Raw genomic sequence first — 22099 nt, forward strand, 5'->3', positions numbered from 1 at the left:
GCGAATCAGCCGCAACTCGATCCCGCGACACCGCATGTTCAGCCCGGGGGTAACACGGTGACAGAAACACACACATCCGAAGCCGACGATTCGGCTCCGGACATCCGCTACGGCACCACGCAGAGTGGTCCGGCAACGAGGGTATTCGGCATCCGCCACCACGGCCCCGGTTCGGCCAGATCGCTGCGCACCGCGCTGGAGAGGTTCCGGCCGGATACGATTCTGATCGAGGGCCCGGCCGATGCCGACCCGCTCGTCGGTTATGTTGCGGCCGAAGGGATGTCGCCGCCGGTCGCGCTGCTGGCCTATGTGCCGGACATGCCAGCCAAGGCCGCATTCTGGCCGTACGCGGTGTTCTCGCCGGAATGGCAGGCGCTGCGATACGCGGTCGAAAACGATGTGCCGGTGCGGTTCTGCGATCTGCCCGCGAGCGCCGCACTAGCCGCCGAGGACGAACCGGGTGATCGCATAGATCCGCTGGCCGAACTGGCGGCCGCGGGCGGCTACGACGATGCCGAGCGCTGGTGGGACGCGGTGGTCGAATCCGTCGCCGACGCGGACGCTTTCGATGCGATCACCGAGGCGATGGGCGCGCTGCGGGAAGCCGCCGAGCGGGGCCAGTTCGCGATCGGAACTGCCACCGGCACAAGCGAAGACCATGCGCCTGACGACCGGCGCCTTGGGCCGCCTGCGCACGGACGAGATGCTGCGCCTGACGTCCAGACGCGTGCGAGTTCGGCCGCGGGTGACACAGTCGACGCGATCGGCCGCGAAGTCACTGCGCGCGAACCGACAAGGCCCGAGGGCACGGGCACCAGCGCCGACGTTTCGCCGGACGACGCGCCTGACTTCCAAACGCATGACAGCGCAACCGCAGGCGACTCAGTCGGCGGAAAAGACGCTGTGCGCGAACCGATAACACCCGAAGGCACCGGCACAACGGCGGATGCTTCGCTGGACGGTGCGACTGCAGGCGATACGGTCGGCGCAGCGATCGGACCCGAAGACACTGCGCGCGAACCGATAAGGTTCGACGGCATCGACGCCCACACCCTGCGGCGTGAGGCGTACATGCGCCAGACGATGCGCAAAGCGTTGAAGGAGGGGTCGCAGCGGCTCGCCGTGGTGTGTGGGGCCTGGCACGCACCGGCGCTGACCGGAAAGCTGGGGCCAGCGACCGCGGATACCAAGCTGCTCAAGGGACTTCCGAAGGTCAAGGCGACTTTGACGTGGGTGCCATGGACGCATTCGCGGTTGGCTAGCACCTCCGGATACGGCGCGGGCATTACCTCGCCGGGCTGGTATCACCACCTGTTCACCGAGACCGAGCAGCCGATCGCGCGCTGGCTGACCAAGGTGGCCGGGGTGCTGCGCGCCCACGATCTACCGGTCTCCAGCGCGCACATCATCGAATCCGTTCGGCTCGCCGATACCCTCGCGGTGCTGCGGGCCCGGCCGCTTGCCGGGCTCTCGGAGGTCACCGAGGCGGTGCGGTCGGTAATGTGCGCGGGCGATGAGACCATGCTGCGGCTGGTCGCAACCGAACTGGTGGTCGGCGAGGCGCTCGGCGGCGTACCCGAGGGCACGCCGACCGTCCCGCTGGATGCCGATCTGCGCGCCCGGATTCGCACACTTCGGCTCAAACAGGAAGCCCTGTCCCGCAACCTCGATCTCGACCTGCGCAAGGAACGCGAGGTCGAACGCTCCCGGCTGCTGCACCGGCTGCGGCTGCTCGGCATCGACTGGGGCACACCGACAACCGGCGAAGTCCGCAGTACCGGCACCTTCCGGGAGAGCTGGACGCTGCAGTGGCGACCCGAATTCGCCGTGTCGATCATCGAGGCCTCGCGCTGGGGCACCACCATCGGCACCGCGGCCGAGGCCAAGATCCTCGAGACCGCGAGTCGCGCGGACGCCACCGTCGGCGATCTCACCGGCGCACTGGAGGTGGCGCTGCTCGCCGATCTCGGTGGCGCCACCGACGGCCTGATCACCCGCCTGGAATCCGCCGCGGCCCTCGATCACGATGTGACCCATCTGCTGGCCGCCCTCCCCGGCCTGACCCGCACGCTGCGCTACGGCGATGTGCGCGGCACCGACACCAAGGCGCTCGCCCACGTCGCCGACGGCCTGCTCGTGCGCATCTGCGCGGGCCTGCCCGGCGCGGTCACCGGCCTCGATACCGAAGCCGCCGAACAACTCCGCAGCCAAATCGATGCCGCGCACACCGCCATCCACACTCGCGACGACGACTGGGCTACCGGCGAATGGCTGGCCGCCCTGCGCCGCCTCGCCGACCGCGACGACGTACACGGCGCTCTCGTCGGCCGCGCCGTCCGATTGCTCGTCGATGCCGGACGCATCGACGAATCCGATTCCGCGCGCAGACTTTCCGCCGCGCTATCGATCGGCAATACCGCAGCCGCCAAGGCCGCCTGGATCGACGGCTTCCTGGGCGGTCGCGGACTGCTGCTCGTCCACGACCGAGAGTTGTTGCGCCTCATCGACGATTGGCTGCGCGGCCTCGACGACGATATGTTCGTCGAAATCCTGCCCCTGCTGCGCCGTACCTTCGGTGCCTTCGAATCCGGAGAACGCCGCGCCATCGGCCAGGCCGTGCGCGATGGCGGTGTCCTCGCGGCGCGCACCGACGACGGCACGGCTTTCGATATCGAGCGCGGACTCGTCGCAATGCGCACTGTCGCGGACATCTTGGGGGTGCCGGTATGAGCCGGACAGCACCCGGTGGGCTCGTGCCCCTGATCGCCCCGACACCGGAGGCGGCGGCACAACGGCCTGCCCGCCCGAACGTCCTCGACCAGCACACCATGTGGCGGCATCGCGCCGTCACCGATCTTCCCGGAGTGGCCGGATGACCGCAATCGATGAAACCCAGGCCCGGCGTTGGCGTTTGGTCCTCGGCACCGCCGCCGAGCAGCCGCTCGGCGGTCTCGGATCCGCCGACGACGAGGCGATGGACCGCGCGCTGTCGGCCCTCTACAACACCGGCGACGACCAGAGCTCGGGCAAGCGCTCCGCCGGTCTCGGCGGCTCCGCGCCAAAGGTGGCCCGCTGGCTCGGCGATATTCGCACCTACTTCCCGTCCACCGTCGTCGAGGTCATGCAGCGCGATGCGGTCGATCGCCTGAACCTGACCCAGCTCTTACTGGAACCGGAACTGCTCGAAGCGGTGGAACCCGATGTGCATCTGGTCGGCACCCTGCTCAGCCTCAATCGGGTTATGCCCGAAACCACCAAGGCGACGGCGCGAATGGTGGTCGAGAAGGTGGTCCGCGAGATCGAACAGCGCATCGCCGCACATACCGTCGCCGCGGTCTCCGGCGCACTGAACCGCGCCGCCCGGGTGACCCGCCCGCGACTGCGCGATATCGACTGGGACCGCACCATCCGCACCAACCTGGCCAACTATCTGCCCGAATACCGCACCGTCGTTCCCGAGCGGCTGATCGGCTACGGCCGCAAGGCGCAGGCGGTGCGCCGCGATGTGGTGCTGGCCATCGACCAATCCGGCTCGATGGCCTCCAGCGTCGTCTACGCGTCGGTCTTCGGCGCGGTGCTCGCCTCCATGCGTTCGCTGAAAACCTCGCTGGTCGTCTTCGACACCGAAGTCGTCGACCTGACCGAACAACTCAGCGATCCGGTAGAGGTGCTGTTCGGCACCCAACTCGGCGGCGGCACCGATATCAACCGCGCGATCGCTTATTCCCAATCGCTGATCACCCGCCCGGCCGACACCCTCTTCGTCCTCATATCCGACCTCTACGAGGGCGGCATCCGCGAAGAGATGCTGCGGCGGGTGAACTCCATGCGGGAGTCCGGCGTCCAAGTGGTAGTCCTACTCGCCCTGTCCGACGACGGCGCTCCCGCCTTCGACCACGACAATGCCGCCGCCCTCGCCGCCCTCGGCATCCCGGCCTTCGCCTGCACCCCGGACAAGTTCCCGGATCTACTCGCACTGGCCCTGGACCGTGGCGACGTCCAGGCCTGGGCCAACCGGAACACCTGACGGACTCAACTGCCTGATGACAGGCTGACCACACTTTGGAGCAGCGACAGGAACTTGACGCCGACATCCAGAATCGTGTCGAGGGCGCTGATGAAACCCATGGTCGGACTCCTTGTCTGAACCGGGCAAACAAGTCAACCCGTCGATGGTACGCCCTAGTTGATCTTGTTTCGCCCGTTTGCCGTGGTCAGCGCGTCGCGAGCAATTCCGCACCGACCGGGCCCATGGCACCCCACGCGGTCGCCGACGCGGGCACGATCAGCGGATGCAGCAGCGACGCCAATCCGAGCAGGACGACCGCGACGATCGCGTCGAGCCAATAGTGATTGCCGGTGCCGACCACGACCACCGTCGTGAGCACCGGATGCGCCAGTGCCAGCCACCGCCAGCTGCCGCGGGTCGCGGCCACCACGGCGAAGGCGAGCAGCAGGGCCCACCCGACATGCAGTGAGGGCATGGCCGCGAACTGGTTGGAGAGCCCGCCGGATTCCGGTGAGCCGTAGACGGATTGGCCGTGTATCGCGGCGAGGTCGACGAATCCGCACTCGGGCAGCATGCGCGGCGGCGCGAGCGGCATCAGCATGTGCACCGCCAGCGCGGCCGCGGTCAATGCCACCATCAGATTTCTGGTCCATCGATAGTGCTCGGGCCGAAAGACCCACAGCCATAGCAGCACACCGATCGCGACCGTGAAATGCGCGGTGGCGTAATAGAAGTTGGCCCCCACCGCGAGCAGATCCCGATGCAGGAACACACTCTGCACCGTGGTCTCCTCCGGCAGCCCGAGCGCATCCTCGATGCTCAGCATGCTCCTGGCATTCCCGAGCGCGCGCACGGTGTCGTCGGCGGTGACCATCCGCCCGACCCGATAGGCCAGATACAGCACAGTTATCAGCGCGAGTTGCCCAACCGCCTCGCCGCCGCGGCCGTGCACCGCCGCCCTCATCTTCTCGGCGATACCACCGAACGCGGGCGAAAAGCCCACACCCGGACCACCGAGACCCGCTGCCACCATCGCCAGCGGCCTCCTTACCCATCGAACCCCAGGCCGTAATCAGGCACTAAGCGGAGCAGTAGCCTCCGGTTACCGTAGCACCGATCGTTAGGCAGGCTCAGCACACTGTGACCGGACAGACACAACATCTCGCATCTCCGATAGGCTGCTCCCGATTTCGACTCGCTGGAGGGGGCCGCATGCTACGTCGTGGTGATGTATTCGCGGAGTATGTGATCGAACGAGAGTTGGGCCGCGGCGGCATGGGCGCGGTATACGCCGCACACCATCCCCGACTGCCGAAGTTGACAGCACTGAAGCTGCTGCACCGGGACCTATTCGGCGACAACGAGATCCGCGCCCGATTCGGGCGCGAGGCGAATCTCGTCGCGACACTCGATCATCCGAATATCATCACGGTCCACGACCGAGGCAGCGAGGACGAACAGCTGTGGATCGCCATGCAGTTCGTCGACGGCGTCGATTCCGCCTCGGTGCCGCTAGCGGATATGTCGGCACCGCGCGCACTGCAGATCATCGTCCAGACGGCCGATGCACTCGACTATGCACACCGCGCAGGGGTGCTGCACCGGGATGTAAAGCCCGCCAATATCCTGCTGTCGCAGTCGGCCGGCGTCGGCTCCGGATTCGCGGAACGGGTGCTGTTGACCGACTTCGGGATTGCCCGACTACTCGACGACACCGGCCAACTGACCCGCACCGGCACCCTGACCGCGACCCTGGCGTACGCGTCACCGGAGCAGCTGACCGGCGCGAACCTCGATCACCGGACCGACCAATATTCCCTGGCCTGCACCCTGTTTCGATTACTCACCGGCCACGCTCCGTTCGATTCGACCAACGCGGCAGTGGTGATGCTCGGGCATATCCAGTCGCCACCACCGTCACTGATCGCCGAACGCCCCGATCTACCAGCGGGTTTGGCTGCGGTCATGACCAAGGCATTGGCGAAGGACCCACAGGACCGCTACGCCTCGTGCACCGAATTCGCCGACGCCGCGGTGCGCGCGCTTACACCTCGTCCGAGCACGGCCCCGGCATCATCACCGAAACCCACACTCGCCCAGGAAGATATCGTCCACGGCTGCCTACTCGGTGGTGCCATCGGCGACGCACTGGGCGCACCTGTGGAGGACATGCTCCTGCGTCACATTCGGCTGCGTTACGGCCCGCGCGGTGTGACCGGCACACCGGACACCTTCCAAGGACGCATCTCCGACGAGACACAGCTGACCCTGTTCTCGGCAGAAGCCCTGATCAAGGGCTCGATGCAGGGTCGCGCGAAAGGCATCGGCGGCGCCACCGTCGGGCTGATGCAGATGGGCTATCTGGTGTGGCTGCAGCACCAAGGCGTAACCATCCCGCCGCAGCCCCACACTCCGCAGAGCGTGCTGTCGTCGTATCCGGAACTGTTGGGCCATCGCGGCACCACCCACGCCGCGGTCACCGCGCTGCAACGGGTGGCCGCACAGCGGCAACCAGGCGCACCGCTCGGCACCAGAACCGCACCCATCAACGACTCCAAGGGCTGCTCGGCCGTCGTTCGCGCCGCCCCGTGCGGGCTGGACCGACGCATGACCATCCAGCAGATCTTCGAATTGGGCTGTGACGCGGCGGCACTCACCCACGGCAACCCGAGCGGCTGGCTGCCCGCTGGCACCATGGCCGCGATCATCGCCGGGCTGTCGCATGGCGCCGACCTCGGTGTCGCACTTGACCTGGCCCGTACCGAACTCACCAGGTACGACGCGCATGCCGAGACATCGACCGCCCTCGCGGCCGCCATCGAACTGGCCGCACGAGTGGACGGCCGAATGCCACCGCCAGAGGATACGAACGACCTCGGACACGGGTGGATCGGCCCGGAAGCCCTGGCCATCGGCGTATTCGCCGCGCTCTGCGCCGAAAAGGCCGGTGGCACACCGGAACAGATCGTCCGCAACGGACTCTTGTTCGCGGTCAACCATTCCGGCGACAGCGACTCCACCGGGGCCATCTGCGGCAGCATCCTCGGCGCCCGCTACGGCCGCCGCGCTATCCCGCGCGAGTGGCGGACCGCGCTCGACGCCGGTCCGGTCATCGAGCGCCTGGCCGCCGACTTCTGTGTCGAATTCGGACCCACCCCGCCGAACGACGCATACGGTGCGCCGACGGCGGAGTGGTTGGCCCGCTATTTCCCCAGATAGTCCTACAGATCCGCGATGGCGGCCAGCGGTGGCGTCCGGGCGGCCCGGATACCGGGCCACAGCGCGGCGAGCACACCGACCACGGCCGAGCTGATCAGCACCAGCACCAGCTGGTTCCACGGAATCGCGATCTCATCGAGGCCCAGGTCACGCAGCGTGCGTAGGAAGCCGACACCGAGACCGAGACCGAGCAGCATCCCGACGATCGCGCCGAACACCGCGATCAGCATGGATTCCAGATAGATGGTCCGGCGGACCTGCGCCCGCTGCATACCGACCGCGCGGAGCATGCCGATCTCCCGGCGCCGCTCAACCACCGACAGCGCCAGGGTATTGACGATGCCGAGAATGGCGATCACCACCGCCAGGGCCAGCAGTCCGTAGAGGATGGCCAGCAGCGTATTGATCTGCTTGCCCTGCGCGCCCTTGAACTCCTCCCGGTCCAGCACCTGGACCACCACGAACTGCTCGGTGGCGTTCTCCAGGTCGGTGCGCATCTGGGGCAGATCGGCGCCCGGCTTCGCCTTGACGAACATGAGCAGGTTGGTCCGGAAGTTGACCGGCATCACCTCGTCGTACATGACCGGCGACACCACCATCTGGCCGAGCAGCGGCGTCTTCTTGTAGACACCGACCACCTTGACCGAAAGCTTCTTGAACCCGAGGCTGGTCACGGTGACCTGGTCGCCGACCTTCCAGCCGCGTTTATCGGCCTCGTCCTGCGACACCATGACATCGTGATCGCCCAGCGTGCTGGTGCCCTTGATCATGTCGTAGTTCAGGACACTGTCGGGCGCGCCATCGAATTCGGTGCCGCCGATCTGGTCATCGCCGATCTTGAAGGCGGCGCCGCGCAGCCCGACCACCTCGGCAACGCCGGGCACCGATTTGCGCACCGCATCACCGGCACCGAGCGGCACACCGATCATCTGCGGCCCGGACAGCACATAGTCGGCCTTCACACCCTTGTCGACGAGTACGCCGACGCTCGCCTTCGCCGACGCGCCCAGCATGCCGATCGCGGTCACCAGCATCAGACCGAGGGTGAGCGCGAAGGCCGTTGCCGCGGTCCGGCGCGGATTGCGCGCGGCATTATTGCGCGACATCCGCCCGATCGGACCGAAGGGCCGCAGCAGCGTACCGAGCACGCCGACCACCGGCCGCGACAGCGCGGGTGCGGCGAGCAGCACCGCGAAGATCAAGCCGAGCGCGCCGATCCCGACCGTCAGAGCGGCGTGGCCGCCGGTCTTCTGCGCGCCGAGCACGACAAGCACCGCACCGGCAATGGCGAGCAGGATGCCGATCCCGGTCCGGACCCGCAGCGACTCCCCGGCCGAGGCGAATTCCTCGCGCATGGCCTCCACCGGCGGAATCTTGGCGGCGCGGCGGGCGGGCGCATAGGCGCTGACCACCGTCACCAGCAGCCCGACCAGCAGTCCGACGCCCACGGTGCGCGGCAGCACGGTGAGCGAACCGGTCGGCAATCCGAGATCGAATGCGTTGAGCAGGGCCGAGAGCCCGAAGGCCAGACCGATGCCGCACGCCAAACCGATTGCGCTGCCGATCAATCCGATGACAAAGGCCTCGGCGACCACCGAGGTGCCGACCTGTTGTCGGCTGGCGCCCACCGCGCGCAGCAGGGCCAGCTCGCGCAACCGCTGGGCCACGATCATCGAGAAGGTGTTGTAGATGATGAAGGTGCCGACGATCAGCGCGATCGCGCCGAAGGCGAGCAGGAAGTAGTTGATGAAGTTCAGGGCGTTGGAGACTTCCTTCTTCAGATCGGCGCGCACCTGATCGCCGTTCTGCACCTTGTAATCCGGCAGTACATTAGCGATCTTGTCGCGCAGTTCGTCGCCGGGCATACCGGTGGCCGCGATATCGACGTAGGCGACATGCGAGCCGTCGGTGAACAGCTTGCGCGCCTGCGCGTCGTCGAACAGCACGCCGATGAATCCGCCGGTATCCGAGGAGACTTCGTAGATGCCGGTAAGGGTGACATCGATCGGACCGCCGTGCGAGGGGATCAGCACCTTGGTCTTGTCCCCGACATGCAGACCGGCCCGATCCGCGCCGCCGGTATTGAGCGCGATCTCGCCTTCGTGGGTAGGTGGCACGCCCTGCACGAACTTGTCCGGTTCGGCGACCGCTTTATCCGGTGGGATATAGGACTGACCGAAAGTCGGTGCGCCACCGGTCTGTACGGCTTTCTTGCCGTCCGGATAGAGCAGCACCAGCGGGCCGTTGACGCTCGGTGCGACCGCCCGCACCCCGTCCATCTTCGCGATATCGTCGACAACGCCCAGCGGAATGCCCTGGGCCTGTTGCTTTTGCGGGCTCACCCGCACATCGACGCCCTTGGCCTGATTGGCGAAAATGCCGTCGAAGGTGCGCTGCAGGGTGTCGGTGAAGACGAATGAGCCCGCGATGAAGGCGGTTCCGAGTACCACCGAGAGCAGGGTCAGCGCCAGTCGCACCTTGTGCGCGGCGAGATTGCGCAAGACCACCTTGCGCATCGGTTTGCCACTCATTACGCCTGCTCCAGCGACTTCATCTTGTCGAGCACCGATTCGGCGGTCGGATCGCGCAGTTCGTCGACGATGCGGCCGTCGGCGAGGAACACCACCCGGTCGGCATATCCCGCGGCATGCGGCTCGTGCGTGACGATGACGACCGTCTGCCCGAATTCGTCCACCGCCGCGCGCAGGATATTGAGCACCTCCTCCGAGGCGCGGGAGTCGAGGTTGCCGGTCGGCTCATCGCCGAAGATGATCTCCGGCTTCCCGGCCAGCGCTCGCGCACAGGCCACCCGCTGCTGCTGTCCGCCGGAGAGTTCGCTCGGGCGGTGGGTGAGCCGGTCGGTCAGCCCCAGCCGCTTGATCACCGTGTCCAGCCAGTCCTGGTCGGGCTTGCGTCCGGCGATATCCAGCGGCAAGGTGATGTTCTCCTGCGCGGTCAGCGTCGGAACCAGGTTGAACGCCTGGAAGACGAAGCCGATGCGGTCGCGCCGCAGCCGGGTCATCTGCTTATCCGAGAGCCCGGCCAGATCGGTATCGCCGATCCGCACGGTTCCGGTGGTCGAGCTGTCCAGACCCGCCAGGCAGTGCATCAGGGTCGACTTACCCGATCCGGAGGGCCCCATGATCGCGGTGAACTCCCCCTTCGCGAATTCGGCCGATACTCCATCCAGTGCCCTGACCTGTGTATCTCCGGATCCGTAGACCTTGACCAGGTCGATGGCGCGGGCCGCCACCTCAGTGGCGGTAGCCGATTTCTCGAGGTCGGCACCTAGGGCGTGCGAAGTCATGGGTTCCAGTCTGTCTGCCATTGCGTGCCCGCGCCATCAGGGGCCTCCCCCAACTCTCGAGGTCTCAATGAACCCTGAGAACTACTCCCCCCGATCGAGGCCGAAGACCATCGGATCTGCCGCCAGGTCGCGGAAGTAGCGCGCCGCGTCCGGCACCAACCGCCGTTCGGTCAGATCGAGCAGACCGCCGACACCGACGATCTCCGCCGACACCGTGCCATCGGTCTTGCGGATTTCCTGAATGGTCTGGTGGGTCTTGCCGTCCCACACGAAATCGCAAGTGACCGTGACTTCGTCGCCGACGAACAACTCCTGCTTGAAGGTGAGCGTCACCTGCAGCGCGATCGGGCCGACCCCCGCGGCCTGTAGCCGCTCCTGCGTCAAGCCGCCCGCTTGCAGGCAGGCCCAGCGAGCGCGTTCCGCGTACTGCAGGTAGACGGCCATATTCATATGGCCGTTGCCATCGATGTCCTCGGGCGAGACGGTGATAGGGAGTGCGAACGCCATGGGCGTACGGTAGCGGCGAGGTCCGACAGAATCCGCCGTTACCGTCGGTGAGCTCACGCTTTGATGAACTCCAAGATGTCGGCGTTGAGCTGCTCGGCATGCGAGATCATGATGCCGTGCCCGGTGGCCGGGTATTCCTTGTAGGTATTGCTCGGAATCAGCTCCTTGATCACCCGCCCGCACAGCTCGATCGGCGCGGAGGCGTCGGCATCGCCGTGAATTACCAACGTGGGCACGGTGATCGCGCGCAACTCGTCGCGGAAGTCGGAGGTGTAGATCGTATTCATGATCTCGTCCGCCGCCAGCAGCGAGCAGTCCATGCACTTCTGGACCATCCACGCGATCCGCGCGGAGGACACCTGGTTGCCCAGATGCGTTGCGAAGAACGCCTGGGCGTTCTGCTCCATCCACAGCGGCCGGTCGGCGGCGCGGGCCGCGCCCACCGCATCGAAGATGGCCTGCGGCACACCGTTCGGGTTGTCCTCTGCCTGCGCGAAGTACGGCATGGTCACCGAGACCAGCGCGATCCGGGTGATCCGGTCGCTGCCGTGCCGGGTCAGGTACCGGATGAGCTCACCGCCCGCCATCGAGTGCGCGACCACCGTTACCTCGCGCAGATCGAGATGTTCCAGGAAGGCGGCCAGATCCTCGGCCAGGGTGTCATAGTCGTAGCCGTGCCCGACCCAGTCCGACTTGCCGTGTCCGCGCCGGTCGTAGGACAGGCACCGCAGCCCCTGCTTGGACAGCGGCAGCATCTGCAGCTCCCACGAACTGCTGCTCAACCAGCCACCGGCCATGAACAGCACCGGTTGCCCGGAACCCCAGTCCTGGTAGTGCAGGGTGGTGCCGTCATGCGATTCGAAGTAGGGCATCGGTTTCTCCAATCATCAGGTGCCCTACCATCATTGCGGCTTCCCGATCATGAAGTCGATTACCTCTCGGGTAAATGCACTACTTCAGGATGAGCAGCGCCGACTTCTCGATGCGGTCGGCGATTTCGGAGTAGGAGGCATAGCCCATGCCAGCGCGGACCAGCGCACCCGCGTAGACGAGTTCCAGGGATTCGATCACGTCCGGATCGGCATCGGGGCCGAGCGCGCGCATCAGGCGTTTGCGGATCTCCATCCCGATCCGCGCCCGCAGATGGGCCACATCCGGATCGCGGCCGAGCAGGGCGCTGGTCACCGCACCGGAGAGTTCCTGTTCGTCGGCGACGAGCATGGCGATATTGCGGAGTTCGGCGACGACCCGGACGGTGGGGTCCGGATCGTCGCTCACCGGAGCCGAATTGGCGAACAAGCGGCGCCAGAAGATCTCCGCGACGAGGTGTTCCTTCGACGAGAAGTAGGTGTATGCCGTGGCGGTGCCGACACCGGCCGCCGCGGCGACCATGCGTATAGTCATCCCCGCGAAGCCTTCGCGCGCAAGCACTTCCACGGCCGCCCTGGTGAGCTTGTCGACGGTGTCGGCCTGCTTCTCGGTGAGGCGACGCCGGGTCGCCTCCAGGATGATGGACTCGCCTTCGGACATGTGTCTAGATCCTACTTTGCGGCCGCGCGACCGGCACGTCGGCCATAGAAGCTGCCATCGCCGAGGGACGCACCGCTGACGTAGCCACCGGCACACAGTCCGGAGGTGCAGCGGCCCGCGGCGAACAGGCCGGGAATCGGTTCACCCGAGACGTGCAGTACCCGGGAATCGAGGTCGGTACGCAATCCGCCGAGGGTGAAACCCGCGGTGAATCCCCGCATATCGAAGGCCGCGAGCGGGGTGCCGATCGGCTTGACCCACTCCGGCTTCTTACCCAGCAATGGATCCTTGCCATCGGCGGCGTGCAGGTTGTAGCAGTCAACGGTGCCCTGCAGCGCCCGCGCCGGCAGGCCCATATCGGATTCCAACTCCGCGACCGTCTCCGCCGCCCAGGTCGGCGGCTGCCGGAAGAACGGCGTCGATGTGACGGTCGCCAGCGCGGCCTCGAGCGCCTGCTCGTCGATGACCAGATATGCCTGATTCTCCTGCTGGATCAGCGTCGCCTGCCCGATCCGCCCCGGATAGGTGTCCTCCGGGATATAGCGCTGGCCGCGGCCGTTGACCAGAATGCCGCGCGCCAACATCTGCGGATCGCCGAAGAACGCCACCTCGGTGGCATCCATATGCGCCAGTTCCGCACCGAGCGCCTGGGCGACCAGGATGCCGATGCCGTCGTGTTCCTCGATGGCGGCGGCGGGGCGTCCGATCAGCCGCGGCGCATAGGTCTCGATCATCTGCTTGTGATAGGCGAAGCTGCCGGTGGCGAGCACGACCCCGCGCTCGGCGCGGATCGCGACCTCCTTGCCGAAGTGTGTCGCGACGAGCCCGACCACGCGATCGGTGTCATCGACGACCAGCCGCCGGATCCTGGTGTCGTATTCGACACGGACGCCGAGGCTTTCGGCCGTCTCGGCGAGCGGCTTCATCAGCATGTAGCCGCCGCTCTTGGCACCGATCTGCTTATCGGCCATCTGCGGAACATGCCCGCGCGGAGCGGGTTTCGCGATGGCGTTGAACGGCGCGGCATTCTCGCCGCCGGAGTACATCAGCCCCTCGTCGTGCGGCGGCTCCCAGCCGGGTTCACCCCAGAACGCCTCCTTGAACGGCACACCGCAGGAGACCAGCCAGTTGTAGTGCTCGACACTGTTCTGGCAGTAGTCCGCGATCTTGGCCGTGTCCTGTCCCGGCCCGAGTGCGGCCTGCAGGAACGTCTCCATATTCTCCGGCGTGTCCTCGAAGCCGAGCGCGCGCTGCAGGGGCGTGCCGCCGCCGAGGTAGATGAATCCGCCCGCCATCGCCGCCGCACCGCCCCAGCCGCCGGTGCGTTCCAGGATCAGCACGTCGGCGCCCGCACGCGCGGCCTCGATGGCGGCACAGACTCCGGCGATACCGTATCCGGCAATGACGACATCGGCCTCGAAATCCCATGCGGTGATCGCGCTGGCCCGCAGCGGCCGAATCTTTGCGGCATCAGACATATTTCGCGTTCCTTACTGCTCTACTCGGAGGGGACTGCATCAGACTGCACCGCGTCCCCGGATGGTGTCCGGTCTTCGGACAACACAGATGATTCGGACTCCCCCTCCGCTTCGGCCTGCTTGCGCGCGGCCTTTTTCTGTTGGGCGACAATCGTTCCCACCAGCAGGTCGAGTTTGGTGCCACTGGGCCAGCCGACGTAGTAACAGAGGAACAGCGCGATCTCGTGCAATTGCGCCTCGGTCAGCTCTTTGTTGCGCAGTGCCGCGCCGATCTGGATGCCCGCCGTATCCATCAGCCCCTGGGCGGTGAGCGCGCCGAGCAGGATCAGGCGGCGATCGCGGATGCTGAGTCCGGGACGCGACCAGATCTCGGCGAAGAGATGGTCGGCCGTCATGGCGAAGTGATCGCCGGGATAGTTCTGGAATTCGGTGCCGTAGACCTCGGCCATTTTGGCCAGCCCGCGCTGGCGCACGGTATCGGCAGATCCGTTGTCACCACCCCTCATCGAATCGCTACGCGATGCTTCACTCATTGCTCTCCCTTTCGCGTGGTACGCCGAGCCCGGGCCCGAGGCGGTCGAGCGCCAGTTCGGCCAGCGGCAGCTCGACACCGAGCCGCGCGCCGAGTTCCAGGGCCAGGCCGAGGTCCTTTTCGCCGAGATCGCGCACATGGCTCAGAATCGGCAGCCAGAAATCATTCGGTTCGATCGGTGCGGTGCGATCGCGCAGCATGATGGCGCCGGGGCCGCCGGTCACGGCGTCGGAGTGCCGAACGACCTTGCCGAGCACGGTGATATCGATATTCGCCGCCTCGGCCAGCCGCTGCGCCTCGGTAGCGGCGGTGAATGCGATGAAGTGCACGAGGTTGCGCGCCAACTTCATCCGAGTGCCAGCACCTACCGGTCCGGCGTGTACGACCAGATCGGCGAAATATCCGAAGGGCCCGCGCACCCGCTCGAAGGCGGTATCGGTGCCGCCGACCATGACCGCGAGTTTGCCGCGCGCGGCCCCCGGCGCACCGCCGCTCACCGGCGCGTCCACCAATTCGACACCGTGCTCGGCACATTCGCCCGCCAGTTCCTCGGCGGTCCGGTCGCTGATGGTGGAGTGCACGGCGACCACCGTGCCCGGCGCGGCCGTGCGCAGCAGGCCGTCGGGTCCGGTCACGACCGCACGAACCTGCTCGTCGTTCAGCACGGTGACCGAGATGACGGCCGCCTTCTCGGCGATCTCCGCGGCCGAAACCGCCGCGGCCGCACCGGCCTCGGTAAACGGCTGCACCGCATCGGGGCGCATATCGCAGACGGTGAGCCCGCCGGGCCAGGCCAGCAGACTTCGGGCCATCGGTGCGCCCATATTGCCCAAACCGATGAACCCGACCGACATGTCGGCTGTGCCTATTCTTCGCTCGCTCATGACCGGAAGACTTGTCCGCCGTCGATATTGAAGATCTGCCCGGTGACCCAGCTCGCCTCGTCGGAGAGCAGATAAAGGCAGGCGCCGATCAGATCCTCCGGTGTACCCATCCGCTTGAGCGGCAAGCGTTTCACCATATCCTCGACTATGACGCTCGGCGTCACATTCTTGGTGGCTTCGGTGTCGATGGGGCCGGGCGCGATGGCATTGATGCGGATCTTGGAACCGCCCAGTTCGAATGCGAGCTGCTGGGTCAGGCCATTGATGCCGACCTTGGCCAATCCGTAGAAACTGGAGTATGTCCATGCGGCGGTGGAGGATTGGTTGACAATCGACCCGCCGCCCGCCTTGACCATGTGCTGCCACACCGCACGGGTCATATTCAGCGCACCGTCCATATTCACGCTCATGAACTTCTTGTAGTAGTCCCATGGCACGGTGAGCAGCAGGTTGAGCTTCATCTCGCCGTAGATGGCGGCATTGTTCACCAGATGGTCGATCGCACCGAATTCGCGGACGGTCAATTCGGCCAGCGCGGTCGCCGATTCCGGATCGGCGACGTCGACCTCGCCGAAGATGGCGGTATCGCCCGCGGCGGTGATCTGCGCCGCCACCTCCTTGCCGCGCTCGGTATTCAGATCGGCGACAACGACATTCGCGCCCTCATGGGCCAATGCCTTGGCATATGCGGCGCCGATGCCTTGGGCAGCGCCGGTGACGATCGCGGTCCTTCCCGAAAAGCGGGTCATGAAATCAGCTCCTCTGCGGCTGCACTCGGTCTATCCGGCGGTGGCGATGAGTTTGGTTTCCAGGTATTCCTCGAATCCGGCGACGCCCATTTCGCGGCCGATCCCGGATTGCTTGTAGCCGCCGAACGGTGCGTCCGCCGAATACCAGACACCGCCGTTGACGCTCAGCGTGCCGGTGCGAACACCATTGGTGACGTGCCGAATTCGGTCCGGATCGGTGCCCCACACCGCCCCGGAGAGCCCGTACGGGGAATCGTTGGCGATCCGGATCGCGTCGTCGTCACCGTCGTAGGGGATCACCACCAGTACGGGTCCGAAGATTTCCTCGCGGGCGACCGTCGCGGTATTCGGCACATCCGCGATCAATGTCGGTTCGACGAAGTAGCCGCGCTCGCGGCCAGCCGGGCGGCCGCCGCCGACCACGATCCGTCCACCCTCGGCGCGCGCGATATCGAGATACCGCTCGACCCTGGCCCGCTGCCGTTCGGAGATCAGCGGTCCGCAGATGGTGCCCGCATCGGCCGGATCACCGGGCACAATGCCGGACAGTGTGCCCGCGGCGGCCTGGACTGCCTCGTCATATACCGAGCGCGGCACCAGCAGCCGGGTGGTCAGCGCACACCCCTGCCCCGCGTGCACGGCCACCGAAAACGCCGCCACCGCACAGGCCCCCGCGATATTCGCGTCGTCGAGCACGATGAACGCCGATTTACCGCCGAGTTCGAGGAACGCCTTCTTCAATGTCGTTGCCGCGCCGGTCATTACCGCCTTGCCGGTGTGCGTCGAGCCGGTGAAGCTGACCATATCGACCCGCGGATCCGCGGTGAGCTGCGCGCCGAGGCCGTGATCGGTGGAGGTCACGATATTGACCACACCGGGCGGGATATCGGTCTGCTCGGCAATGACGGCGCCGACGGCCGCCGCGCACCACGGGGTATCCGGTGCGGGCTTGAGCACCACGGTATTTCCGGCCGCCAGCGCGGGACCGAGCTTGGCGAAATTGATCTGGTGCGGGAAGTTCCACGGTGTGATGGCACCGACCACACCGATGGGCTCGCGGCGCAGTACCCGACGGCTCGCGATACCCATGGGTGTCGCGGTGCCGAGATCGGTTTCCCAGCTGTAGGTTTCGGCCAGCGATGCGGCAAAGGACAGATCCGCGACCGGACCTTCCAGCTGTGGCCCCCTGGTCAACATGGTCGGTGCGCCCGCCTCGGCGATGGTGATCTCGCGCAGCTCATCGATATTGGCCTGCAGCGCGGTGCGCAACTGCTCGAGGCAGCGAGCACGGAAGGCGTGATCCCGGGACCAGTCGGTGTCGTCGAATGCGGTGCGCGCGGCCCCGATGGCCGCGTCCATATCCGCGCCGTTCGCATTCGCGGCCGGACCGATGACCTCCTCCGTCGCCGGATTCACCGTCGCGAAGACGCCATCGCCGCCGCCGACCAGTTTGCCGCCGATCAGCAGGCGCGAACCGTCGGCGGGCAGCAGACCGCTCGCACCCGTCGCCCGACCACCACCCCTCGTCGAATCGCTGGCCGATGCTTCCCTCATGATGCTCCGATGCTGTCTGGACAGGTGTACGGAATATAGTCCCGCCTGCCGATCCGGTGCAAGAACTCGTTCCAAAACAGCGCTCCGAAGTCGGCCGTGCAGCGCCGACTTCAGCAACCATCCATCAACCGAGCCGAACCCATCGGCCGACCGCGACGAAGGCAGATTGTTCTGCGAAACCACTGTCGATTCGGCCAACCTGGTGGTACCGTCCAGACACATGTCCAGCTATGTGTCTCCCGTCGAGGACGCGGCATCGGTCACCGATGAGAACTGGTTCTCGAATTCCGGGTTGCCGCGATGACGGCCGCCGCACGAGAGCCGCTGACCTTCGACCCCTACGACTACGCGTTCCACGAGGACCCGTACCCGACCTACGCGCGGCTGCGCACCGAGGCGCCGCTCTACTACAACGCCGACCTGGATTTCTGGGCGCTGTCCCGGCACGCGGATGTGACCGCGGGCTTCCGCGACAATCTCCGACTGTCCAGCGCCAACGGTGTCTCGCTGGATCCGGCGGCCTGGGGACCGCACGCACACCGGGTGATGTCGTTTCTCGCCATGGACGATCCGCGGCATCTGCGCATGCGCCGACTCGTCTACAAGGGCTTCACCCCCAAGCGGGTGGCCGAGATGGAAGACCGGATCAGGGAGCTGACGCGGTCCTATCTCGAACCGGCCCTCGCGACCGGATCGTTCGACTGGATCGATGAGGTCGCCGGCAAACTCCCGATGGATGTCATCTCCGAACTGATTGGCGTGCCCGAGGCCGACCGCGCGGAGATCCGCAGGCTGGCCGATCTGGTGGTGCATCGCGAGGACGGCGTCCTCGATGTCCCGATGGCCGCCGCGCGGGCATCGATCACCCTCATCACCTACTACGCCGAGATGGTCGCCGAGCGCAGGCGCTCGCGCACAGCGGATCTCACCTCGGCACTGCTGGATGCCGAAATAGACGGCGACACCCTGACCGATGAGGAGATCATCGGCTTCATGTTCCTGATGGTGGTGGCCGGTAATGAGACCACCACGAAACTCCTCGGCAACGCGCTGTACTGGAGCGCGCGGCATCCGGGTGAATACGCCAAGGTCGTCACGGAGCCCGAGCTGGTCACCGACTGGGTCGAGGAGACACTGCGCTACGACACATCCAGCCAGCTCGTCGCGCGATGCGCCGCGGTGGATATCGACCAGTACGGCCAGACCATTCCGACCGGTGCGAAGGTGCTCCTGCTGATCGGTTCGGCCAACCGGGATCCGGAGGTATTCGCCGACGGCGACAACTACCGCATCGGACGTGCCGACAAGGGCGGACTGGCCAGTTTCGGTGCGGGCGTGCACTTCTGCCTCGGCGCGCATCTGGCCCGGCTGGAGGCCGGTGTCGCACTGCACGAATTCGTCTCGCGGGTGCGGTCCTACGAGGTCGAGGATTCGGGAATCGTGCGGGTGCACTCGACCAATGTCCGTGGTTTCGCCAAACTCCCCATCGTTGTGGAGGCCAGCTGAATGCCACGCTTCGAACCCAATCCCCCGCGCCGACCGGCGATCGTGGCCGGAGCCTCCTCCGGAATCGGCGCCGCCACGGCGGAAGCGCTCGCCGAACTCGGGCACCCGGTGGCACTGGGCGCGCGTCGGGTTGATCAGTGCGAGGCGCTGGCCACCAAGATCCGCGCCAATGGCGGCGAAGCCTTCGCCCATCAGCTCGATGTCACCGACGCGGCATCCATCGACGCCTTCGTGAGCGCGGCCGAGGATGCTCTCGGCCCCACCGAGATCCTGGTCTCCGGCGCGGGCGATATCGAATTCGCACCGGTGCACGAGATGGCACCGGAGCGGTTCCTGCAGCAGGTGCAGGTGCATCTGGTGGGCGCGCAACGGCTGGTGCACCGCGTGCTGCCGGACATGATCCGCAGGCAGCGCGGCGATTTCGTGCTGATCAGCTCCGACTGCGCCGAGGAGCCGCGCCCGCGGACCGGTGCCTACAGTGCGGCCAAGGCCGGGCTGGAGGCAATGGTCCAGCAGATGCGAATGGAGCTGGAGGGCACCGGAGTTCGCGCCTCGCTGGTGCGGCCGGGTCCGACACTGACCGGTATGGGCATGAATTCCACCCCCGAGGTGGTCGGCCCGATGCTCGATGCCTGGAAGACCTGGGGATTCGCCCGCCACCCGTACATGCTGCGCGCCACCGACCTGGCCGCCGCGGTGATCGCCGTCGTCTCGGCCCCGCGCGGTGCACATCTGGTGCTGATCGAGGTCCAGCCCGAGGCACCGCTGCGGCCGCTATCGGATTCGAATGATCAGGACAGGAGCCGACAATGAGGATCGTCGTCGATCTGGATCTGTGCCAGGGCCACGCCGTCTGCCAGGACGAAGCGCCATCGGTCTTCACCGTGCCCAAGCGCGGCAAGGTCGAAATCCTGGATCCGACACCGGGTCCCGACGCACGCGCGGATATCGAACGCGCCGTCCGTTACTGCCCCACCCAGGCGTTGTCGATCCGCGAGGACGAACCGGCGAAAGGAACACGGTAATGCCAGATTTCGACCGCGCCGAACTCGATGAGATGGTCCGGCGCTGGATCCTGGAGAACCAGCGCTGCGAGGAAAAGGGCGACTGGAAGCCGCTCGCCGAGATGTATACCGAGGACGCCACCTACGGCTGGAATTACGGTCCCACGCAGGAATTCATGGCGGTCGGCCGGGCGGAGATCCGGGAACTCGCACTCGGTCAGGAGATGGAGGGGCTGGAGGGCTGGTCGTATCCGTATCAGCAATTCGTTGTCGATGAGCGCAGCGGCGATGTCATCGGCTTCTGGAAACAGGTCAGCGATAACAAGCGCCCGGACGGGCGCAACTACAGTCCCGAGGGCATCGGCGGCAGCTGGTTCCGCTACGGCGGCAACTACCAATGGTCCTGGCAGCGTGACTTTTTCGACTTCGGCAATGTCTCGCAGCTGTTCATGGAGATGATCCAGAACAACGCACTGACACCCGGAATGCACAAGCGCATCCAGCGTTCGGTCTCCGGAAAGCCGCTGGCGGGCTGGTATCGGATCGGCGAAGCACCGGTTCCACTGTGGTGATGTCGAGCTTCGAGCGACTATCGCGGGCCCAGCTGGCGACGCTGGTACCCGAACTGCTGCTGTGCGGACATCTGATCGATCGGTCCGGTATGGCGCACTCCATTGCGGCATTCGGCCGCGAGGGCATGACGGCGGTCGCCATCGAGGAGTGGCAGCTCGCCAGTCCGGTCTACACCCGCCGCATGCGCACCGCACTCGGTTTCGACGGCGATGACGTACCGACGATCTTCAAGGGCCTACAGCTCGATATCGGCGCGCCGCCGCAGTTCATGGACTTCCGCTTCCGCGTCGACGATCGCGATCACGGCGAGTTCTGGCTCGATCACTGCGGCGCGCTCGCGGATGTGGAACCGCTCGGCGAGGACTTCGTGGTGTCGATGTGCCACGACATCGAGGATCCGACCTTCGACGCGACCGCCCTCGCCACCAATCCGCATGCGCAGGTCCGGCCGATCCATCGGCCGCCGCGCCACCCCGCCGGCCGAAAACCGGTGTGCGCGTGGACGGTCATCATCGACCCGGCCCATATCCCGCCACCGAGACCACCCAATGCCGAGGTGGTAGTGAACTCCCGAGCCGCGCTGCTGGAGCTGTCCCCCATCGACAAGGACGATCCGGGCGCAAGCGATTACGCGGGTCCGCTGCTCAGCGATCTGCGCTTCGCCGACTTCTCGAAATCCGCGCTGGTGCGGATGGCCGACGAGATCTGCCTACAGCACCATCTGCTCACCATCGGGTTCATGACCGCCGTGCGCGCCAGGGCCGCCGATGCCGCGACGGATATCGGCCGCAAACAATTCACCGGCATCGCCGGACTCACCTCCGAGCGAATTCGCACCGCACTCGGACTCGGTGCCGATGCGGCCGCACTCGCCGAGGTCCTGCGACTGCATCCGGCATGGAACCCACTGTCCTACACCGGCATCGACATATCGAGCACCAACGAGACCGTGCGACTGCGGGTACCGCGACACAGCGACGCCTGCACCGATCGCACCTGGCCATCGATGCTCGATCCCGATCACCTCGCACCCCTGGAGGCCATGGTGCGCGGGGTGAATCCGCGCTTCCACGTGCGCTCCACTACCGCCCACGAAGACCACTGGACCGCCGAAATAGCGCTCGCCGCGGCCCCGTTCAAGGAAGCGACCGAGGTGGCCATCACCCGGATCAGCACCGGCGCCGCCTTCACCTTCACCGACCGCGGTATCCCGCTGCCGCTCACCGTCATTCGATGAGAGCGAATCG

Annotated in this window: 20 protein-coding genes; 9 read left to right on the forward strand and 11 right to left on the reverse strand. The window is 66.3% G+C overall.

The features are described 5' to 3' along the window. Positions 1 to 102 precede the first annotated feature (102 nt). The 3 genes from ACWEO2_RS24075 to ACWEO2_RS24085 are packed head-to-tail and all read left to right on the forward strand — an operon-like array spanning position 103 to position 4027. The gene (locus tag ACWEO2_RS24075; protein WP_452407459.1) at positions 103 to 2730 is read left to right on the forward strand and encodes a DUF5682 family protein; all 2628 of its coding nucleotides are present in this window, start codon (positions 103 to 105) and stop codon (positions 2728 to 2730) included. After that, the gene (locus ACWEO2_RS24080; RefSeq protein WP_452407360.1) at positions 2727 to 2876 is read left to right on the forward strand and encodes a hypothetical protein; all 150 of its coding nucleotides are present in this window, start codon (positions 2727 to 2729) and stop codon (positions 2874 to 2876) included. Before ACWEO2_RS24075 ends, ACWEO2_RS24080 begins: the two co-directional genes overlap by 4 nt. Then, positions 2873 to 4027, forward strand: coding sequence for a VWA domain-containing protein (locus ACWEO2_RS24085; RefSeq protein WP_452407361.1), 1155 nt, complete (start codon positions 2873 to 2875; stop codon positions 4025 to 4027). The genes ACWEO2_RS24080 and ACWEO2_RS24085 overlap by 4 nt, the downstream gene beginning before the upstream one ends. A gap of 187 nt (positions 4028 to 4214) precedes the next feature. Here ACWEO2_RS24085 and ACWEO2_RS24090 read toward each other — a convergent pair whose 3' ends face one another. Then, complete coding sequence (locus ACWEO2_RS24090; protein ID WP_452407362.1) at positions 4215 to 5042, reverse strand: phosphatase PAP2 family protein; 828 nt, start codon at positions 5040 to 5042, stop codon at positions 4215 to 4217. A gap of 179 nt (positions 5043 to 5221) precedes the next feature. Between ACWEO2_RS24090 and ACWEO2_RS24095 the strand changes: the two genes are divergently transcribed. Further along, the gene (locus tag ACWEO2_RS24095; RefSeq protein ID WP_452407363.1) at positions 5222 to 7228 is read left to right on the forward strand and encodes an ADP-ribosylglycohydrolase family protein; all 2007 of its coding nucleotides are present in this window, start codon (positions 5222 to 5224) and stop codon (positions 7226 to 7228) included. 2 nt (positions 7229 to 7230) lie between these two features. Here the strand turns inward: ACWEO2_RS24095 and ACWEO2_RS24100 are convergent, their stop codons facing one another. The 10 genes from ACWEO2_RS24100 to ACWEO2_RS24145 all read right to left on the reverse strand — a co-directional run bounded on the left by ACWEO2_RS24100 (position 7231) and on the right by ACWEO2_RS24145 (position 17769). Then, positions 7231 to 9759, reverse strand: coding sequence for an ABC transporter permease (locus ACWEO2_RS24100; protein ID WP_452407364.1), 2529 nt, complete (start codon positions 9757 to 9759; stop codon positions 7231 to 7233). Next, a complete protein-coding gene (locus ACWEO2_RS24105; RefSeq protein WP_354960701.1) occupies positions 9759 to 10535 on the reverse strand; it encodes an ABC transporter ATP-binding protein in 777 nt (258 codons plus the stop codon). Before ACWEO2_RS24105 ends, ACWEO2_RS24100 begins: the two co-directional genes overlap by 1 nt. 81 nt (positions 10536 to 10616) lie before the next feature. After that, complete coding sequence (locus tag ACWEO2_RS24110; RefSeq protein ID WP_452407365.1) at positions 10617 to 11042, reverse strand: acyl-CoA thioesterase; 426 nt, start codon at positions 11040 to 11042, stop codon at positions 10617 to 10619. A gap of 53 nt (positions 11043 to 11095) precedes the next feature. Next, on the reverse strand, positions 11096 to 11914 hold the full coding sequence (locus ACWEO2_RS24115) for an alpha/beta fold hydrolase (protein ID WP_355176959.1): 819 nt from the start codon (positions 11912 to 11914) through the stop codon (positions 11096 to 11098). A gap of 79 nt (positions 11915 to 11993) precedes the next feature. After that, the gene (locus ACWEO2_RS24120; RefSeq protein WP_354960704.1) at positions 11994 to 12572 is read right to left on the reverse strand and encodes a TetR/AcrR family transcriptional regulator; all 579 of its coding nucleotides are present in this window, start codon (positions 12570 to 12572) and stop codon (positions 11994 to 11996) included. Positions 12573 to 12583: 11 nt separating this feature from the next. Continuing rightward, complete coding sequence (locus tag ACWEO2_RS24125; RefSeq protein WP_452407366.1) at positions 12584 to 14050, reverse strand: FAD-dependent oxidoreductase; 1467 nt, start codon at positions 14048 to 14050, stop codon at positions 12584 to 12586. Between the two features lie 20 nt (positions 14051 to 14070). Then, positions 14071 to 14556, reverse strand: a complete 486-nt coding sequence (locus ACWEO2_RS24130) for a carboxymuconolactone decarboxylase family protein (RefSeq protein WP_452407460.1) — start codon at positions 14554 to 14556, stop codon at positions 14071 to 14073. Between the two features lie 19 nt (positions 14557 to 14575). Further along, the gene (locus ACWEO2_RS24135) at positions 14576 to 15466 is read right to left on the reverse strand and encodes an NAD(P)-dependent oxidoreductase (protein WP_452407367.1); all 891 of its coding nucleotides are present in this window, start codon (positions 15464 to 15466) and stop codon (positions 14576 to 14578) included. Beyond that, entirely contained in the window at positions 15463 to 16215 is a 753-nt protein-coding gene (locus tag ACWEO2_RS24140) for an SDR family oxidoreductase (protein ID WP_452407368.1), read from the reverse strand. The genes ACWEO2_RS24135 and ACWEO2_RS24140 overlap by 4 nt, the downstream gene beginning before the upstream one ends. Positions 16216 to 16245: 30 nt before the next feature. After that, a complete protein-coding gene (locus tag ACWEO2_RS24145) occupies positions 16246 to 17769 on the reverse strand; it encodes an aldehyde dehydrogenase (protein WP_452407369.1) in 1524 nt (507 codons plus the stop codon). A 300-nt stretch (positions 17770 to 18069) separates the two neighbouring features. Here ACWEO2_RS24145 and ACWEO2_RS24150 point away from each other — a divergent pair, with 300 nt between their 5' ends. The 5 genes from ACWEO2_RS24150 to ACWEO2_RS24170 are packed head-to-tail and all read left to right on the forward strand — an operon-like array spanning position 18070 to position 22089. Next, a complete protein-coding gene (locus tag ACWEO2_RS24150) occupies positions 18070 to 19275 on the forward strand; it encodes a cytochrome P450 (RefSeq protein WP_452407370.1) in 1206 nt (401 codons plus the stop codon). Beyond that, entirely contained in the window at positions 19276 to 20088 is an 813-nt protein-coding gene (locus tag ACWEO2_RS24155) for an SDR family oxidoreductase (RefSeq protein WP_452407371.1), read from the forward strand. It abuts the gene before it with no gap. After that, positions 20085 to 20300: a ferredoxin gene (locus ACWEO2_RS24160; RefSeq protein WP_452407372.1), complete on the forward strand. Its 216-nt coding sequence runs from the start codon at positions 20085 to 20087 to the stop codon at positions 20298 to 20300. Before ACWEO2_RS24155 ends, ACWEO2_RS24160 begins: the two co-directional genes overlap by 4 nt. Next, positions 20300 to 20851: a nuclear transport factor 2 family protein gene (locus tag ACWEO2_RS24165; RefSeq protein WP_452407373.1), complete on the forward strand. Its 552-nt coding sequence runs from the start codon at positions 20300 to 20302 to the stop codon at positions 20849 to 20851. The genes ACWEO2_RS24160 and ACWEO2_RS24165 overlap by 1 nt, the downstream gene beginning before the upstream one ends. Beyond that, positions 20851 to 22089 (forward strand): hypothetical protein, encoded by a 1239-nt coding sequence (locus ACWEO2_RS24170; protein WP_452407374.1) that lies wholly within the window; start codon positions 20851 to 20853, stop codon positions 22087 to 22089. The genes ACWEO2_RS24165 and ACWEO2_RS24170 overlap by 1 nt, the downstream gene beginning before the upstream one ends. Positions 22090 to 22099: the final 10 nt, after the last annotated feature.

It is taken from the genome of Nocardia sp. NPDC004278 (assembly GCF_053602975.1).

Excerpts from the sequence above, each read along its gene's own strand:
- ACWEO2_RS24080 (WP_452407360.1), top strand. The coding sequence starts at position 2,727 with ATGAGCCGGACAGCACCCGGTGGGCTCGTGCCCCTGATCGCCCCGACA.
- ACWEO2_RS24085 (WP_452407361.1), top strand. The coding sequence starts at position 2,873 with ATGACCGCAATCGATGAAACCCAGGCCCGGCGTTGGCGTTTGGTCCTC.
- ACWEO2_RS24090 (WP_452407362.1), bottom strand. The coding sequence starts at position 5,042 with ATGGTGGCAGCGGGTCTCGGTGGTCCGGGTGTGGGCTTTTCGCCCGCG.
- ACWEO2_RS24095 (WP_452407363.1), top strand. The coding sequence starts at position 5,222 with ATGCTACGTCGTGGTGATGTATTCGCGGAGTATGTGATCGAACGAGAG.
- ACWEO2_RS24100 (WP_452407364.1), bottom strand. The coding sequence starts at position 9,759 with ATGAGTGGCAAACCGATGCGCAAGGTGGTCTTGCGCAATCTCGCCGCG.
- ACWEO2_RS24105 (WP_354960701.1), bottom strand. The coding sequence starts at position 10,535 with ATGACTTCGCACGCCCTAGGTGCCGACCTCGAGAAATCGGCTACCGCC.
- ACWEO2_RS24110 (WP_452407365.1), bottom strand. The coding sequence starts at position 11,042 with ATGGCGTTCGCACTCCCTATCACCGTCTCGCCCGAGGACATCGATGGC.
- ACWEO2_RS24115 (WP_355176959.1), bottom strand. The coding sequence starts at position 11,914 with ATGCCCTACTTCGAATCGCATGACGGCACCACCCTGCACTACCAGGAC.
- ACWEO2_RS24120 (WP_354960704.1), bottom strand. The coding sequence starts at position 12,572 with ATGTCCGAAGGCGAGTCCATCATCCTGGAGGCGACCCGGCGTCGCCTC.
- ACWEO2_RS24125 (WP_452407366.1), bottom strand. The coding sequence starts at position 14,050 with ATGTCTGATGCCGCAAAGATTCGGCCGCTGCGGGCCAGCGCGATCACC.
- ACWEO2_RS24130 (WP_452407460.1), bottom strand. The coding sequence starts at position 14,556 with ATGAGGGGTGGTGACAACGGATCTGCCGATACCGTGCGCCAGCGCGGG.
- ACWEO2_RS24135 (WP_452407367.1), bottom strand. The coding sequence starts at position 15,466 with ATGAGCGAGCGAAGAATAGGCACAGCCGACATGTCGGTCGGGTTCATC.
- ACWEO2_RS24140 (WP_452407368.1), bottom strand. The coding sequence starts at position 16,215 with ATGACCCGCTTTTCGGGAAGGACCGCGATCGTCACCGGCGCTGCCCAA.
- ACWEO2_RS24145 (WP_452407369.1), bottom strand. The coding sequence starts at position 17,769 with ATGAGGGAAGCATCGGCCAGCGATTCGACGAGGGGTGGTGGTCGGGCG.
- ACWEO2_RS24150 (WP_452407370.1), top strand. The coding sequence starts at position 18,070 with ATGACGGCCGCCGCACGAGAGCCGCTGACCTTCGACCCCTACGACTAC.
- ACWEO2_RS24155 (WP_452407371.1), top strand. The coding sequence starts at position 19,276 with ATGCCACGCTTCGAACCCAATCCCCCGCGCCGACCGGCGATCGTGGCC.
- ACWEO2_RS24160 (WP_452407372.1), top strand. The coding sequence starts at position 20,085 with ATGAGGATCGTCGTCGATCTGGATCTGTGCCAGGGCCACGCCGTCTGC.
- ACWEO2_RS24165 (WP_452407373.1), top strand. The coding sequence starts at position 20,300 with ATGCCAGATTTCGACCGCGCCGAACTCGATGAGATGGTCCGGCGCTGG.
- ACWEO2_RS24170 (WP_452407374.1), top strand. The coding sequence starts at position 20,851 with ATGTCGAGCTTCGAGCGACTATCGCGGGCCCAGCTGGCGACGCTGGTA.